We start from the raw sequence: 15,274 nt of genomic DNA, 5'->3' as shown, positions 1-15,274 counted from the left end.
TGTGACCAAAATTAGCCCTCACCGAGCGGTCCGTCAAGCCCGATTTCAGAAAATGATCAAAAACACTCCTTTTTTAGAAACTTCTTCCGATGAATGGAGTACTGTTAAAGTAGGCACAGCAACGCAAGGCACTGACGGGCCGAGCGTTTCGGCGCCACACTGCCCCGCGCACGGATTGAAGGAGGGAATAGCCCATGAACAGTGCCACCCAGCCCCAGGCAAGCCTGCCGCGTGACCGCAAGGACGCTGACAGGGAGGCCAGCAAGGAAGGCAGCAAGATAGAAGGCGATACGCCCGCCCAGCGCCTGCTGGCGTTGCTGGAAGTGATCGCCGCCAAGGACCAGTTCTTCACCCTGCAGGGACTGGTGGAAGAGACCGGCCTGCCCAAGCCGACGCTGCACCGCATGCTGCAGCAGCTGGAAGGCAGCGGCATGCTGCAGCGCGAGGCGGACAACCGTCATTACAGCAAGGGCAGCCGTCTGCGCCGACTGGCGGAGAACCTGCTGCTCAACGACACCGTGCAGGGCGCACGCCACGGCGTGCTCAACCGGCTGATGGAAGAGGTTGGCGAGAGCTGCAACATCACGGCGCTGTCCGGCAGCGAAGTGCTGTATCTGGACCGCGTCGAGACCCAGGCCCCGCTGCGCTTCTATCTGCACCCCGGTTCACGGGTGCCGGTGCATTGCTCCGCCAGCGGCAAGCTGTTTCTGGCCCAGATGCCACCCGCCCAGCGCCGTCGCCTGCTGACCGGCACGCCGCTGAACGCGATGACGCGCAACACCCTGACTGACATCGAGTCCGTCGAGGCCGAGATCGAGCAGGTCCGCCAGCAAGGCTTCGCGCTGGATGACGAGGAATTCCTGCCCGGACTGGTGTGCATCGCGGTGCTGGCACCCAATCCCGATGGCCCCTCCAACATCGGCGTGGCGATCCAGGCGCCGGTGATGCGCCAGTCGCGCGAGGACATGCTCAAGCACCTGCCGGCTTTGGAGCGCGCCGCCCGCGATATCGCCGCCATCCAGCGCGGTGCGATACCGTCCGCCTGAGGCCAGCGGGCTTAGGCCAGTAGACTGGGGCCAGGGTTGGAGCTGAGCAGAAACCGAGCAGTGACGAATACAAGGTCGTGCTTCCCGTGACGCGCATGAGAGGCTAGCCTGTCGGACTGCCTTTCACACGCCAAGTCGAGAACACCATGTCCGCCAGCGATGCCTTGCGTCTTGTCCTGCTATCCACCCTGTGGGGCATGTCTTTCATCTTCATGCGTGTGGCTGCGCCGGAATTCGGCCCGACCACGCTGATACTGCTGCGCATGGGCATCGGCGCGCTGGTACTCGCCCCGCTGCTGCTGGGCGCGGGCCGGTTGAAGATGCTGTGGGAACACAAGGGCCCGCTTGCGGTGCTGGGGCTGACCAGCCAGGCGCTGCCCTTCTGCCTGCTGGCGCTGGCTACCACCCAACTGGAGGCCGGTTTCACCTCGCTGATCAATGCCACCACGCCGCTGTTCACTGCCTTGCTGGGCATGGCGCTTTTCGCCACACCGATCCAGAAGCAGCAGTATCTCGGTCTGGCCGTGGCCTTCAGCGGCGTCTATGTGCTGTCGAGCGATCGTCTCGATTTCCAGCTCGGCGGCGATGGCTGGTTCATCCTCGCCGCCCTCGGCGCGACCTTCTGCTACGGCTTCGCCTCCAACTTCTCGCGCCAGCGCCTGAATCACCTGCCCTCACCGGTGCTGGCCGCGGGCAGCTCGCTGATGTCGTCCCTGCTGCTGCTGGTTCCGGGCCTGTGGATGTGGCCACAGGCCAGCGTCAGCCTGGAAGCCTAGGGCAGCGCGATCGCGCTGGCGGTACTCAGCACCAGCCTCGCCTTCCTGATCTTCTTCCGCCTGCTGGCCAGCGCCGGCGCCACCGCGACCACTTCCGTCACCTTCCTGGTACCGGTCAGCGCGCTGCTGTGGGGCAACCTGCTGCTCGATGAGGTGATCGATGCGCGCATCCTCACCGGCATGGGCATCACTCTGCTGGGCACCGCCATCGCCACCCGCCTGATCCGGCTGCCGACACGTCAGAAAGTTGCCTGACCGCTTGCCGCATGACGCTTGCCCCATGAACCCAAAGGCCCGCCCCTGAACACGAGGTTCATGGGCGGGCCTTTTTGCGTCATGCGGCTTTGGCTCTAGAGCTTTATGGGGCTGGAGAGCTCAGACACTCGTCATTCGGGTCAACCAGCTCAGCGGGTCAATGGAAGCTTCAATCAACCTGCGGCTTCCTCGGCGGCATCGGCCAGCGCTTCGAAGACGCGCGCCACGGCTTCCGCGCCCGGGTCGCTGTTGCCGACCAGATGGGCGGAAGGCACGTAGGCGGAGCGCCCGGCCCGCGCCTTGGCCATCTCGGCGGTGGCATCCGCGCCCTGACGGGCGGCGCGCGCCATCGCGGCCCAGTCGACACGTGCGCTCGGGGTCGTCTGCAGCGAAGACTGCAGTGCTTCCAGCGCCGGCAACAGCGCATCCAGCAGGCTGCGGTCGCCGCGTGAGGCACCGCCGTAATGCTGCATGCGGGCGACGCCGTGACTCAGGGCATCGTGCCAGCGCTGGCTCATTGGCGCCTGGCCATTCGTGTTCGACTGCTCCTTCCAGCGGGTGGCCGCTGCGGTGAACAGCGTCGAGAGCAGCACACCACTGGAGCCGCCCATGCCGTGGGCCAGCTGCTTGCCGATGGTGGCCATCAGCTCGCCGGAATCACCACATGCCAGCTCGCAGTCTTCCAGCGCCTCGATCACCGCACGCGCACCGCTGGCGAAGGTACTGCCGGTATCACCGTCACCGCTGATGGCATCGAGTCGGTCGAGATCCGCCTCGCTGGCAAGCAGGACTTCCAATGCCGCGCGCAGGCGTTGCTCGACCTGCGGATCGCCCGGCAGGCCGGCACGCGATTTCACGCCACGGGCGGCACGCTCCCGGCAGTCGGCCCTGGCCTGGGCACGTCTGGCATCCGAGGCTTCGTCTCTGGCCGTTCTGACGGCGTCCTGACTCGGGGTGAAGTGCGCCAGTGGCGTCACCGGCTGCACACCCGGCCAGGCGACCGGCGCGCAGCTGGCGCTGAGCGCCTCTTCCAGCAGGCTATCCAGCGGCAGCAGCGTCAGCGAGAAGCCGTGCATGTCCAGCGAGGTCATCAGCGGTTGCGGGCCGACCACGGCATGGATGCCCAGCGCCTGCAGCGACGGATGCGTCAGCGCTTCTTCCAGCAGCAGACTGCGCTCCAGCGCCGAGCAACCGCCCAGATCATTGATCAGCAGCAGATGGCCGCTGGCCGGCAGGTCGCCGCCGACATCCTTGCGCGAATGGCCCTGCACCAGCGCCGTGACCACGGTGTCCATGACGGCATGCACGCCGTGGGTGCCCGAGTCGCTGCCAAGCTCCAGCGCCATGGCGCCCGGCTCGCCGTGAATGCCCAGCCCCAGTTCCGGTGCGCGCTGCTCTCGCGGCTTGCCGGGATGGCGGCCGACATTGAAGGCAACGCCCAAGGTTGAACAGCTGTCGGCGACGCGACGCGCGACGGCGGTGATTTCCTTGAGGCCCGCCCCGCGTGCCGCCAGCGCACCGGTGACCTTGTGCACCAGCAGCGTCCCGGCCAGCCCGCGTGGCTGCGGGTTATCGGGCAGCGCCACATCGTCGGCGACGATGACCATCTCGACCTTGAAGCCTTCCTGGCGCGCCCGCTCGGCCGCCAGTCCGAAGTTGAGGCGATCCCCGGTGTAGTTCTTGACGATCAGCAAGGCCCCGGCCTCACCGGTCACTTCGCGGATCGCCGCCAGCACGGCGTCCACCGTCGGCGAGGCGAACAGCTCACCACACACGGCGGCTGTCAGCATGCCCGCGCCGACGAAGCCTGCGTGCGCGGGTTCATGCCCCGAGCCGCCACCGGATATCAGCGCGACCTGATCGCGCGCCCAGTCATCACGCACTACCAGGCGCATGCCACTGGCGGGGTCTGACAGCCGCACGCCACTGCCATCCGGGTGGCGCAGTCGTGCGCAGCCTTCCAGCGCCTCGCCGACGACCAGGCGTGGCTGATTGATGAACTGTCGGCCAGACTCGCTGCTACTCATCCTTCTCTCCTTGAGGACACTCGCCCTGCTGATAAAGGCGGCACTTGAGGCCGCCGTTCATGCCTGTCTTGCGTCACGACGCTTCCATGACGCCGGGGGGCCTCGACTCATCCTGCCTTGCCGTCCCCCCAGCGTCGTTCGCGACTTTGCCGGATGCAATAGTCATATCAGAAAATGATGGCATTCGCGCTGCCGCGTTGCGCCACGCCCGTCAATCGAGTGGCCTGAAAGACAAAAGCCCCCGACGCTTGCGCGTGCAGGGGGCTTGGGATGTCGGGAGCCAGCGGGAAGCAGGCAGGCTTGTCATGGCGTTCACCTGGCCTCCTTGGCCCTGGCATCGGCAGACTCAGAATCAGCCGATACGCTATCGCCACGCTCGGTATCGGCAGGAGCGGGCTGCTGCCTTGGCGGCGACTGGGGGGCTGGCCGGGGGGCCGGCGCCTGCTGCGTTAGCGGTGCATGCTGTGGGTGCAGCCAGGAAGGCAGCCGACTCGCGGGGGCCTGCAGATTCGAGGCCTGGTATTCGCTGGCAGAGCATTCCACCGGCGCGTGCACCCTGTAGCCGTGCTTGCCATGGTGCTTGACCCGATACATCGCCTGATCGGCCTGTTCCAGCGCCAGCCCGAAGCGATTGTCGGCATCGCGCCCGAAACAGATGCCGATGCTCAGGCCGACGCAGCCGAGACCACCGCTGATCTCGAGGGGATGCGCGAAGCGCTCCAGCCAGCGACGGGCGATATGTTCAACACGCGGCAGTGTCATGCGGGGCAGCTGAAAGAGGAATTCATCGCCGCCGAAACGCGCCGAGAGATGCTGGTGGATGCCCAGCCGGTGCAGCTCATCGTTCAGGCCATGCGCGACCAGCACCAGCACTTCGTCACCGGCACGATGACCGAACTGATCATTGACCTGCTTGAAGCCGTCGAGGTCGATGAAGATCAAGGCACTGTCATCGGCCAGCGGTCGCTGATGCCAGCTGTTGATGGCCTGGCGATTGGCAAGCCCCGTCAGGGCATCGGTACTGGCCAGTGCATTGAGGCGCGATTCGTAGTCCTTCTCATGACTGATGTCGGTATGCGTGCCCAGCAGCCGCAGGGCATTGCCGTGCTCATCGCGCTCGACCACCCGTCCGCGATCGGCGACCCAGGTGATGCTGCCATCGCGGGCCAGCATGCGATGCACGACCTGATAGACCTCGGTGCGCCCCTCGAGGTGATCATTGAGGTTGGCGAGCACTTCATCGCGGTCTTCCGGGTGCAGGTGCTCACGCCAGACATCGAAATGAGCGTTCAGCTCGCCGGGCTGATAGCCCAGCATACGTCCCCAACGATAGTTGAAGATGGTGAGCTTGCCGCTGGGCACTTCGAGCTGCCAGAGGCGCAGGCCGGTACCGTCGAGCGTCGTCGACAGTTTCTCTTCCAGCCCCGCTAGTCGGCGTTCAAGGCGAGCCTTGTCGCGTTCCATCTGCTGGAGTGCTTGTTCCAGTGATTGTTCACGCAGACTCTTGCGTGCCATGCCAGGCCCCCGGTCGACTCCTTGTCCTGCATCCTGTTCATCCATCGGCACACGGCGGACTCCCCCACTCGCTTGCCGATGCATCGCTCACGGTCTAGTGCTATGTCTTGTTGTCCAGACATGTTGTTATGCCATGTCGTTCTGTCTTGCGATGCTTCTCCGCCTGTTGTGCCTGGCATCCTTGGCGCTTCGCCGCCCAGCCTGGTGGCTGGGCGGCTGTCGCCCGCTCGAGATCAATAAGCATTAACTGTAGCTTAAATATCTAAAACAGAACCTATCGATATAACGTCCAGATGTGACAGCCCGAATGCCGAAAGAATCCCGATGAAAGTCTCAATCACATCAATAGCGCAAAAATGCGCAAGCCATATGATGTTTGCGACTCGCACCCGAGCATCAGCACCTCAGCACCTCAGAGCAAAAAAGCATCAGCACCTCAGAGCAAAAAAGCATCAGCACCTCAGAGCGCAAAAGCATCAGCTCATCAGAGCGCCAGCTCGCCACCCTTGGCCACGGCACGCTGAAAGGCCTCGCGCTGACGGATGCGGGCCAGCCATTCCTGGATATTCGGGTGATTCTTGAGCCCCTGGCGCGCATCAAGCGCCTGGATCGGGAAGCTCATCTGGATATCGGCACCGGTCAGCGAGTCACCGGCAAGCCACTGGCGATGCTCGAGACAGGTATCCATGTAGGCGAGATGCGCCTTGATCTCCGGGCTGATGAAGCTGTCATTCACACCCTTGGCCAGCTTGCGCGCGATCGGACGCACCAGCCACGGCACCGGCGGCTTGTCGAGGCGCGAGAACACAAGTCTGAGCATCAGCGGCAGCATCGCCGAGCCCTCGGCGAAGTGCAGCCAGAAGCGATAGTCACGCTCGGCCTGGCTGCCGGCGGGTGGGCGCAGATGGACAGTGCTGCCGCTGCCCTGGCCGGCGTACAGATCGATCAGGTATTCGATGATCGCACCGGACTCGGCGACCACCACCGGCTCGGCATTCTCTCCCGTCAGGGTGGTGTCGGTGATGATCGGCGCCTTGCCCAGCGGGTGAATCTCCTTCAGCGCCCTGGGCGCACGCATGCTGTTGCTGTCGCGGGCATAGGTCTGCAGACGGTATTCAAGATTCAACTCTTCCAGCAGCCACAGGATGCGCTGCGAGCGCGAGTTTTCCAGATGGTGAACCGTGATCATGGGCGTGCTCCTGAAGGTAGGGTCAAGTGCGCAGCGGTCAGCTCCGGGGGCGATCAGCGCTCGAAGATGCTGTCACCCAGGTCATCGATGGTGCGCTTCGCCTTGAGCAGGGTCAGCTCCACGGCGCCCTCTTCGCCCGGCACGGTGTCGGAGCGCTCGAAACGGTGCTCCAGCATCTCGCCGCCTTCCACCGGCTTGCGGATCACGCCCGACACCCGGTATTGACCGTCGTGCTTCTGCGGCATCGCCACGATCAGATAGCCCTTGTATTCAGTGGCTTCCGGTTCCTTGACCGGCGCAGGCTCGCCTGCGGCAAACAGTTTCTTCAGCATACCCAGCATGAGACATCTTCCTTGGCCGGCCGCCATGACGGTCGCCGGCACTCTACGTGCAGAAATGACAATGAAAAGGGGCTTTGGCCAGCATCGCATGCACCCACGAGGGAGAAAAGCGCCCAGCAACGCCGCTGAGCGCCATGCGTGCCCTGGATGATCAGCACCTCATCAGACGAAAGCGCGCCCGGCTCCGGCCGCCGGCAGCGTGACATCCACAGCCGGTTGACGCGGCACGGACAGCCGGATAGCACGACGCCGACCCCTATGGCAGCGAATGGCTGCAGCAGGGGCCGGCGTCATGGTGTTCCGAGATCAGGCTATCGGATCAGAGATTACTCGATGCCACGTCCCTTGCTGGCCGCGATACGCAGGCGCAGGGAGTTCAGCTTGATGAAGCCGGCAGCATCTTTCTGATCGTAGGCGCCCGCGTCGTCTTCGAAGGTCGCGATGGACTCATCGAACAGCGAATCTTCGGACTGACGGCCGACGACGATCACGTTGCCCTTGTAGAGCTTGAGACGCACGACGCCGTTGACGACCTTCTGGGACTCATCGATGGCCGCCTGCAGCATGCGACGCTCCGGGCTCCACCAGTAGCCGTTGTACACCAGCTCAGCGTACTTGGGCATCATCTCGTCCTTCAGGTGGGCCGCTTCGCGGTCCAGAGTGATGGATTCGATGGCACGGTGAGCACGCATCATGATGGTGCCGCCCGGTGTTTCATAGCAGCCACGCGACTTCATGCCGACGTAACGGTTCTCGACGATGTCGAGACGGCCGATGCCGTTGGCGCCGCCGACCTTGTTCAGGTACTCGAGCACTTCGTGAGCGGCCATTTCCTTGCCGTCGATGGCAGTGATATCGCCCTTGGTGTAGGTCAGATCGATATAGGTCGCGTCATTCGGCGCCTGCTCCGGGCTGACGCTCCAGCGCCACATCTCTTCTTCGCACTCGGTCCACGGGTCCTCCAGCACGCCACCTTCATAGGAGATGTGCAGAAGGTTCGCATCCATGGAGTACGGAGACTTCTTCTTGTTCTTGGCGTAGTCGACTTCGATACCGTGCTGCTCGCAGTATTCCATCAACTTCTCGCGGGAGTTCAGGTCCCACTCACGCCACGGCGCGATGACCTGGATGCCCGGCTTCAGCGCGTAGGCGCCCAGCTCGAAACGCACCTGGTCGTTGCCCTTGCCGGTCGCGCCGTGAGAGATGGCGTCGGCGCCGGTCTCGTTGGCGATCTCGACCAGACGACGCGCGATCAGCGGACGTGCGATGGAGGTGCCCAGCAGGTACTCGCCTTCATAGATGGCGTTGGCACGGAACATCGGGAAGACGTAATCGCGGACGAAGGTCTCGCGCAGGTCTTCGATGTAGATCTCCTTCACGCCGAGGGCTTCTGCCTTGGCACGCGCCGGCTCGACTTCCTCGCCCTGACCGAGGTCAGCTGTGAAGGTCACGACTTCACAGTTGTAGGTTTCCTGCAGCCACTTGACGATGACTGAAGTGTCCAGGCCGCCGGAGTAGGCGAGAACGACCTTTTGCACGTCGGACATGCTTGACTCCTGAGTTGATGCTTGTAGTTCCCGCGTACCACTGATGAACGCCGTGGCCGCAGGTGGGGTTGGATCGCCCGGTCCAGACGAGCGAAGGCCGCGCAAGCGCAGCCGCTCATCTACCCGAATCACGATGTGACGCCGATTATAGCGAGGCTGGCACCTCACCGATACTGCCAGGAGGGCCAGAGACACCCCGGCACGCGGCCAGCGCCGCGACGCGCCCTTTTCGCCCTGCTACAATTGGCCACCTTGAGCGTCGGCAATACGCACGACGCAGCACGAGATGCTATGACGGGATTGGAGATCTTGATGACCCAGGCGAGCGAGCGCACGCAGATGGCACAGCGCTTCCGTGGCTTTCTGCCAGTGGTGGTCGACCTCGAGACGGGTGGTTTCAATGCCGCCGGTGATGCACTGCTCGAGATCGCTGCCGTCACGCTGACCATGGACGACGATGGCAACATGGTGCCGGATGCGACCTATGCCTTCCACGTGGCCCCCTTCGAGGGCGCCAACATCGAACAGTCGGCACTGGATTTCACCGGTATCGATCTCGACAACCCGGTGCGCAAGCAGGTCGCGGTGGCCGAGAATCAGGCGCTGGGCGAGATCTTCAGCCCGGTGCGCAAGGCCATCAAGGCACACGGCTGCACGCGTGCGGTGCTGGTCGGCCACAATGCGGCCTTCGATCAGGGCTTCCTGAACGCGGCAGTCGAGCGTTGCGGCATCAAGCGCAATCCGTTCCACCCGTTCTCGTGCTTCGATACCGCCTCGCTTGCGGGTCTGGTCTATGGCCAGACAGTGCTGGCGCGGGCCTGCCGCGCCGCCGGCATCGAGTTCGACAACGCCTCCGCCCACTCGGCGCGTTATGACACCGAACGCACCGCGGAGCTGTTCTGCGCGATGGTCAACCGCTTCAAGGACCTGGGCGGCTGGGACCTGGCGATGAAAGAACAGGGCATGAATGACGAGGTGCCGGTCTCGCTCGACGCGCCCGCGCCCTGACTGGCAGAGCTTTTGACAAGCCCTCCAAGCATCAGACATGAAAACGCCCCCGCAGCCTGGCTGCGGGGGCGTTTTTTCTGCTCGGCACTGATCTACCAAGAGCGAGCATGATCAGAGCGGCTCCTATCAGAAGATGCGGATCAGGGGTGCCGATCAGAAGATGCCGATCACTCGGCAGACGCTTCCTGAGCGGCCTGCTTGATCAACGGCTCCAGCTCGCCGTTCTGGTACATCTCGACCACGATGTCGCAACCGCCGACCAGCTCGCCGTTGACCCACAGCTGCGGGAAGGTCGGCCAGTTGGCGTATTTCGGCAGCTCGGCGCGGATGTCCGGGTTGTCGAGAATGTTGACGAAGGCGAAACGCTCGCCGCAGGACATGACGGCCTGCACGGTCTGCGCAGAGAAACCACACTGCGGCAGCTGCGGGGTGCCCTTCATGTACAGGAGGATCGGGTTCTCGCCAATCTGCTTTTCGATCGATTCGATGGTAGTGCTCATGTGAAATCCTCGGACGGTGGGCGCAAGGCCCGTGAGTGTCATTCCCTCATTCTACTGGGGGTAAGCCATGAATTCAGCCCCCGATAGTGCCCGAGTTGTGGGTTGCTGTCTGCAGCAGCGCGCATCGGCCCTGCAGCACGCGCCATGGCTGCCCTGATAACGGCGTGAGCGTTGCACGCTCGAGCCGAGCTGGCTAGGATGGCTCTTTTGACAGGCAGCGCCATCCGGGCGCCGTGATCGTCGGCGACTTCCTTCCCTCCGACGCATGGCGCCCTTTTCGATGGTGCTGCCCGAGACCCTGACAGGAGCCCGCTCGATGGCCACCCGGCACTTTCTGACCCTGCTTGACCTTTCTCCGGAAGAACTCGACTACCTCATCCAGCGCGCCATCACCATCAAGGATGGGCTGAAGAAGGAAGGTCCGGTCTATACGCCGTTCGCCAACCGCACCCTGGCGATGATCTTCGAGAAGTCCTCTACGCGCACCCGCGTGTCCTTCGAGACGGCCATGGCGCAATTCGGTGGCCATGCGCTGTTCCTGTCACCGCGCGACACCCAGCTGGGCCGTGGCGAGCCGATCGGCGACACCGCCCGCGTGCTGTCCGAGATGGTCGATGGCGTGATGATCCGCACCTTCGCCCATTCCGACATCGAAGCCTTCGCCGACGCCTCCAGCGTGCCGGTCATCAATGCGCTGACCGATGACTATCATCCGTGCCAGCTGCTGGCGGACGTGATGACCTGGACCGAATGCCGTGGCTCCGTGAAGGGCAAGACAGCGGTCTGGATCGGCGATGGCAACAACATGTGCCACTCCTGGATCAACGCCGCGCGTCAGTTCGATTTCAACCTGCGCATCTGCTGCCCGGAAGGCTACGAGCCGGACAGCGAGATCGTCGCGGCGGCTGGCCAGCGCGTCAGCATCCATCGTGACCCGCAGCAAGCCGTGCAGGGCGCGGACCTGGTGACCACCGATGTCTGGGCCTCCATGGGCCAGGAAGAAGAGCAGCTCAAGCGTGAGGCCGACTTCGCCGGTTTCCAGGTCGATGAAGCCATGCTCGACAAGGCCGCCGACGATGTCATCTTCCTGCACTGCCTGCCGGCACACCGCGGCGAAGAGATCAGCATGGGTCTGCTGGATGACCCGCGCGCCATCGTCTGGCAGGAAGCAGGCAATCGCCTGCATGCCCAGAAGGCACTGCTCGAGTTCCTGATGCTGGGTCGCCAGGACTGAGCCATCAGCACTGAAGCTCAGGACTGAGCCGCCGCCTGCATCCACGCAGGCGGCGCTCGCGTATGCTCAAGCGAGACGGACACTCCCCTGCCCCGCTGCCTTCATCGCCATCCGGACTGACCTGCCATCATGCAACCGCTCCTTCAGATCGATTCGCTGGAATGTCGCTACGACACCACCGTCGTGACCCGCGACATCAATTTCTCCCTCAACAAGGGTGACATTGCCTGCCTGCTCGGCCCCTCCGGCTGCGGCAAGACCACGCTGCTGCGCGCGATTGCCGGCTTCGAACCGGTGGCAGTGGGCGAGATTCGTCTCGAAGGCGAGGTGCTGTCCAGCGCGACTCATCTGACCGCGCCGGAGCAGCGCCATGTCGGCATGGTCTTTCAGGATTACGCGCTGTTCCCCCATCTGAGCGTGGCGGACAACGTGGCCTTCGGCGTGCGCCGCATGACCCGAGAAACGCGCAATGACAAGGTGACGGAGCTGCTGACCCTGGTCGGCCTCGCCCACCTCGGCGAGCGCTTCCCGCATGAACTGTCCGGTGGCCAGCAGCAGCGCGTGGCCCTGGCCCGCGCGCTGGCACCGGAGCCGCGCATTCTGCTGCTCGATGAGCCGTTCTCGAATCTGGACGTGGAGCTGCGCCGTCAGCTGAGCCAGGAGGTGCGGCGGATTCTCAAGCACCTCGGCATCAGCGCGGTGCTGGTCACGCATGACCAGAATGAGGCCTTCGCGATGGCCGACCAGATCGGCGTGATCCACGGCGGTCATCTGCAGCAGTGGGACACGCCGTTCAACCTGTATCACGAACCCGCCACGCGCTTCGTCGCCAACTTCATCGGCCAGGGCTATTTCATCCCCGGCACGCTGAAGGACAACGAATGCGTGAGCACGGAGCTGGGCGTGATTCGCGGCAACCGTGCCTATCCGTATGCACCCGGCACGCCGGTGGATGTGCTGCTGCGCCCGGATGATCTGGTGTTGGCCGAAGGAGATTCGGAAGCGACCGACCTCAAGGCACGCGTGCTCAGCGCGACCTTCGCCGGTACCAGCACCCTCTACCGGCTGGCGCTGCCTTCCGGGCGGGCAGTCGAGGCGGCCTTCAACAGCCATCACGACTATCAGCCCGGAGAGCAGGTCATGCTGCGCATCCAGGCCGATCATCTGATCCTCTTCGAGCGTGTCGAGGAGAGTGAAGCGGTGCTCTAGCGCGCCACGCACAGGATGATCGCCAGCCATGAAAAAACGGCCTCCTTTCGGATGGCCGTTTTTTCATGGCTCGCTCATGGAGGGCCGCTATTTGAACTGACTCCATTGCTTGGGCGACTGCCCGTACAGGCGCTTGAATTCACGACTGAATTGCGAGGAGCTGACATAGCCCACGGCCATGGCCGCCTCGCTGACGGTCTTGCCATTGGCGATCTGCATGGCGGCGGTATTGAGACGCATGGACTTCACGAACTGGATCGGCGACATCGTGGTCGCCTGCTTGAACTTGCGGTGGAAGACGGCGCGGCTCATGCCGACCCGCCCGGCCATGTCTTCAATGCTGACCGGCTCACCCAGACGGCTGGAGAGGTAATCGATCGCCCGCGCGATCTCATTGCCCACACCGAAGGCGCGTCGCGCCGACTCCCCCGCCTCGCCCTTCAGGACGGCGTAGTAAAGCTCCCGCAGCCGCCCTTCTCCCAGTATCGCCGCATCGGTGGGGCTCTGTGCCACCTGCAGCAGTCGCAACAAGGCATCGCTGAAGGCGGCGTCCCAATGCGCCAGGGCAAGCCCCGGCGGCAGTGGGCCGCTGCCCGGCTTGCGCACAAGCCCCGCAGCGCTTTCCATCTCGATGGCAAGCTCCGTCATCACCCGCGTGTCCAGCGAGACGTACACGCCCAACAATGGCGTCTCTGGCGAGGCCGTGGGGGCGCCCGCCTCGACCGGCATCGAGATGGGACAACATAGATACTGACGGCTGTCATAGACATGTCGCTCGCCGTCCAGTATCGCCTCCTTGGCACCGCTGACGATCACCACCACGGCGGGCTCATAGATGGCCGGCGCGCAACGCACGGGCTCCGTCATGCGAAAGAGCTGCACGCCCTTCACTGCGGTCTCTCGAATGCCTTCTTCGTGGGCGAGGCTCGCCACGAGTCGTGTGATCTCTTGTCTGCTCATGTCGCCAATCTAGCGCCATGCCTGCCTCTCATCAACAACTTGAGACGATCAGGCAATGATTGGCGGCAATTTCAGCCGATCACGAGACTGGATGAGATTTCTCGCCTATCTTCCTCAGCGTTGGCAGACCCGGGAAATGGCGGCTATATATGTGAAGCAGACAGGGGCGAGCTGCAGACAGGGGCAAGCTGACAGGGCCGAGCTGAAAGCCGGGCACAAAAAAGCGGCCACCCCGAAGGATGACCGCTTTTTCAACAATTCTGGTGGAGCCTAGCGGGATCGAACCGCTGACCTCAACACTGCCAGTGTTGCGCTCTCCCAGCTGAGCTAAGGCCCCTCATCAGACTGTCATGTCATGTGTCACCTGCAGGCAAGTGGGCACGTGAAACCTGGACAGACTTGTCGTGAATCATGGTGGAGCCTAGCGGGATCGAACCGCTGACCTCAACACTGCCAGTGTTGCGCTCTCCCAGCTGAGCTAAGGCCCCGTCTTCACGATGGAGCGCATATTACAGAGCGACGAATACGTCGTCAACCTCTTATTTTTGCTGCGCTTTGTGGAGTGCGTGAAGTCTGGGCATCGCATCGCGGAGCACGATTTACCGCAGCGGCTCGCTCACTGCCTCACGGCCGACGACAAGGAGCAGGAATCACGCTAGCACTATATCAGTAGTGGTTATCCTGAACGCGACGCACTGGATAACAGGGGCATCGACAAGCCCTTGTCCAATGGGTACATTGGATCCCGCATTCACTTCATTGCTTATTGACATCTTTACTGGAGCCGCCTTGATCAAGGTTCTTGTCGCTGACGACCACCACCTGGTGCGTACCAGCATCGTCCGTACCATTGAGCTAGAGGATGGGCTCAAGGTGATTGCAGAAGCCTCGGATGGCGAAACCGCGATCAAACTCTGCCGTGAGCACAGCCCGGATATCGTGCTCATGGACATACGCATGCCCGGCGTCGATGGCCTGGAAGCCACACAGAAGATCGTGCGCAGCCTGCCCGACGTCAGAGTCATCGTGCTGACCGCCTATCTGGAAGAGTCCTTCGCCAAACGCCTGCTGGAAGCGGGAGCCTTCGGTTTCATCTCCAAGGGCACGCCCTTTGACGAGATGATCCGCGCCATCCATCAGGTGGCCGCAGGCGAACGCTATCTGTCCCCGGAAATCGCCCAGCGCCTGGTGTTCTCGGGCATGGACACCCAGCGCAGCAATCCCTTCGATCAGCTATCGAGCCGAGAACTTCAGGTGGCGACGATGATCGTCAATTGCCATCGCGTCAGCGAGATCTCGGACCGCCTGCACCTGAGCCCGAAGACGGTCAACACCTACCGCTACCGCATCTTCGACAAGCTTGGTGTGACCAGCGACGTGGAGATGACGCACCTGGCCATGCGTCACCAATTGCTGGATGACTACGTGCTGGACCGTCCTGACGAGGCCTGAGCAAGCACACCTTGCGGGCCTGTCACACGCTGCAGGCCCGCGCTGCTCGTGACACTCCCGAGCAGCGCCGATAACGCCTCATGCAAGAACGCCACCTTCCCCGGGTGGCGTTCTTGCATGAGGTGTTTCTGTCTGAGACCTTCATGCATAGCACGTCCCGACAGGCGCCTTTCCTGCCAGCAGGCATTGCAGCATGGCTCTGCTGCCCCCATGCC

The 15,274-nt window shown here is 63.3% G+C and carries 14 protein-coding genes and 2 tRNA genes; 7 read left to right on the top strand and 9 right to left on the bottom strand.

The genetic code is table 11. The features are described from left to right. Positions 1–194: 194 nt before the first annotated feature. The 3 genes from MKZ40_RS02515 (at position 195) to MKZ40_RS17200 (ending at position 2,077) form a co-directional block, all read left to right on the top strand. Positions 195–1,046, top strand: coding sequence for an IclR family transcriptional regulator (locus MKZ40_RS02515; protein ID WP_175088567.1), 852 nt, complete (start codon positions 195–197; stop codon positions 1,044–1,046). 146 nt (positions 1,047–1,192) lie between these two features. After that, a complete protein-coding gene (locus MKZ40_RS02510; RefSeq protein WP_348994676.1) occupies positions 1,193–1,822 on the top strand; it encodes a DMT family transporter in 630 nt (209 codons plus the stop codon). A 9-nt stretch (positions 1,823–1,831) separates the two neighbouring features. Continuing rightward, on the top strand, positions 1,832–2,077 hold the full coding sequence (locus tag MKZ40_RS17200) for a DMT family transporter (RefSeq protein WP_348994682.1): 246 nt from the start codon (positions 1,832–1,834) through the stop codon (positions 2,075–2,077). 173 nt (positions 2,078–2,250) lie between these two features. On the opposite strand, the gene MKZ40_RS02505 is transcribed toward MKZ40_RS17200, so the two are convergent. The 5 genes from MKZ40_RS02505 to MKZ40_RS02485 all read right to left on the bottom strand — a co-directional run bounded on the left by MKZ40_RS02505 (position 2,251) and on the right by MKZ40_RS02485 (position 8,741). Continuing rightward, positions 2,251–4,104 carry a dihydroxyacetone kinase subunit DhaK gene (locus MKZ40_RS02505; protein ID WP_175088566.1) on the bottom strand — a complete coding sequence of 618 codons (1,854 nt, stop codon included), beginning with the start codon at positions 4,102–4,104 and terminating at the stop codon, positions 2,251–2,253. Between the two features lie 312 nt (positions 4,105–4,416). Further along, the gene (locus MKZ40_RS02500) at positions 4,417–5,619 is read right to left on the bottom strand and encodes a sensor domain-containing diguanylate cyclase (protein ID WP_217485788.1); all 1,203 of its coding nucleotides are present in this window, start codon (positions 5,617–5,619) and stop codon (positions 4,417–4,419) included. Between the two features lie 484 nt (positions 5,620–6,103). Further along, positions 6,104–6,808 carry a glutathione S-transferase gene (locus MKZ40_RS02495; RefSeq protein ID WP_175088565.1) on the bottom strand — a complete coding sequence of 235 codons (705 nt, stop codon included), beginning with the start codon at positions 6,806–6,808 and terminating at the stop codon, positions 6,104–6,106. 53 nt (positions 6,809–6,861) lie between these two features. After that, positions 6,862–7,149 (bottom strand): HlyU family transcriptional regulator, encoded by a 288-nt coding sequence (locus MKZ40_RS02490; protein WP_306424366.1) that lies wholly within the window; start codon positions 7,147–7,149, stop codon positions 6,862–6,864. Between the two features lie 326 nt (positions 7,150–7,475). Continuing rightward, the gene (locus MKZ40_RS02485; RefSeq protein ID WP_282627791.1) at positions 7,476–8,741 is read right to left on the bottom strand and encodes an argininosuccinate synthase; all 1,266 of its coding nucleotides are present in this window, start codon (positions 8,739–8,741) and stop codon (positions 7,476–7,478) included. A 267-nt stretch (positions 8,742–9,008) separates the two neighbouring features. Here MKZ40_RS02485 and rnt point away from each other — a divergent pair, with 267 nt between their 5' ends. After that, on the top strand, positions 9,009–9,704 hold the full coding sequence (gene rnt, locus MKZ40_RS02480) for a ribonuclease T (RefSeq protein WP_175088563.1): 696 nt from the start codon (positions 9,009–9,011) through the stop codon (positions 9,702–9,704). 167 nt (positions 9,705–9,871) lie between these two features. Here rnt and grxD read toward each other — a convergent pair whose 3' ends face one another. Beyond that, positions 9,872–10,204, bottom strand: coding sequence for a Grx4 family monothiol glutaredoxin (gene grxD / locus MKZ40_RS02475; RefSeq protein WP_166018798.1), 333 nt, complete (start codon positions 10,202–10,204; stop codon positions 9,872–9,874). Between the two features lie 316 nt (positions 10,205–10,520). Here grxD and argF point away from each other — a divergent pair, with 316 nt between their 5' ends. Continuing rightward, entirely contained in the window at positions 10,521–11,438 is a 918-nt protein-coding gene (argF, locus tag MKZ40_RS02470) for an ornithine carbamoyltransferase (RefSeq protein ID WP_175088562.1), read from the top strand. Between the two features lie 129 nt (positions 11,439–11,567). Next, a complete protein-coding gene (locus MKZ40_RS02465; protein WP_217485787.1) occupies positions 11,568–12,647 on the top strand; it encodes an ABC transporter ATP-binding protein in 1,080 nt (359 codons plus the stop codon). A gap of 87 nt (positions 12,648–12,734) precedes the next feature. Here the strand turns inward: MKZ40_RS02465 and MKZ40_RS02460 are convergent, their stop codons facing one another. From MKZ40_RS02460 to MKZ40_RS02450, 3 genes are all read right to left on the bottom strand, one after another. Then, positions 12,735–13,607, bottom strand: a complete 873-nt coding sequence (locus tag MKZ40_RS02460; RefSeq protein ID WP_175088561.1) for an AraC family transcriptional regulator — start codon at positions 13,605–13,607, stop codon at positions 12,735–12,737. Positions 13,608–13,868: 261 nt separating this feature from the next. Continuing rightward, positions 13,869–13,944, bottom strand: a tRNA-Ala gene (locus MKZ40_RS02455). A 75-nt stretch (positions 13,945–14,019) separates the two neighbouring features. Further along, positions 14,020–14,095 (bottom strand) — tRNA-Ala (locus tag MKZ40_RS02450). 301 nt (positions 14,096–14,396) lie between these two features. Between MKZ40_RS02450 and uvrY the strand changes: the two genes are divergently transcribed. After that, positions 14,397–15,059 carry a UvrY/SirA/GacA family response regulator transcription factor gene (gene uvrY / locus MKZ40_RS02445; RefSeq protein WP_043331360.1) on the top strand — a complete coding sequence of 221 codons (663 nt, stop codon included), beginning with the start codon at positions 14,397–14,399 and terminating at the stop codon, positions 15,057–15,059. The last annotated feature ends 215 nt before the right edge of the window (positions 15,060–15,274 follow it).

Origin of the sequence: Cobetia sp. BMC6 (genome assembly GCF_029991385.1) — a bacterium.
Classification (GTDB): domain Bacteria; phylum Pseudomonadota; class Gammaproteobacteria; order Pseudomonadales; family Halomonadaceae; genus Cobetia.
Note: the sequence above shows the minus strand (reverse complement) of the source record. Positions and strands in the feature narration are given on the sequence as shown.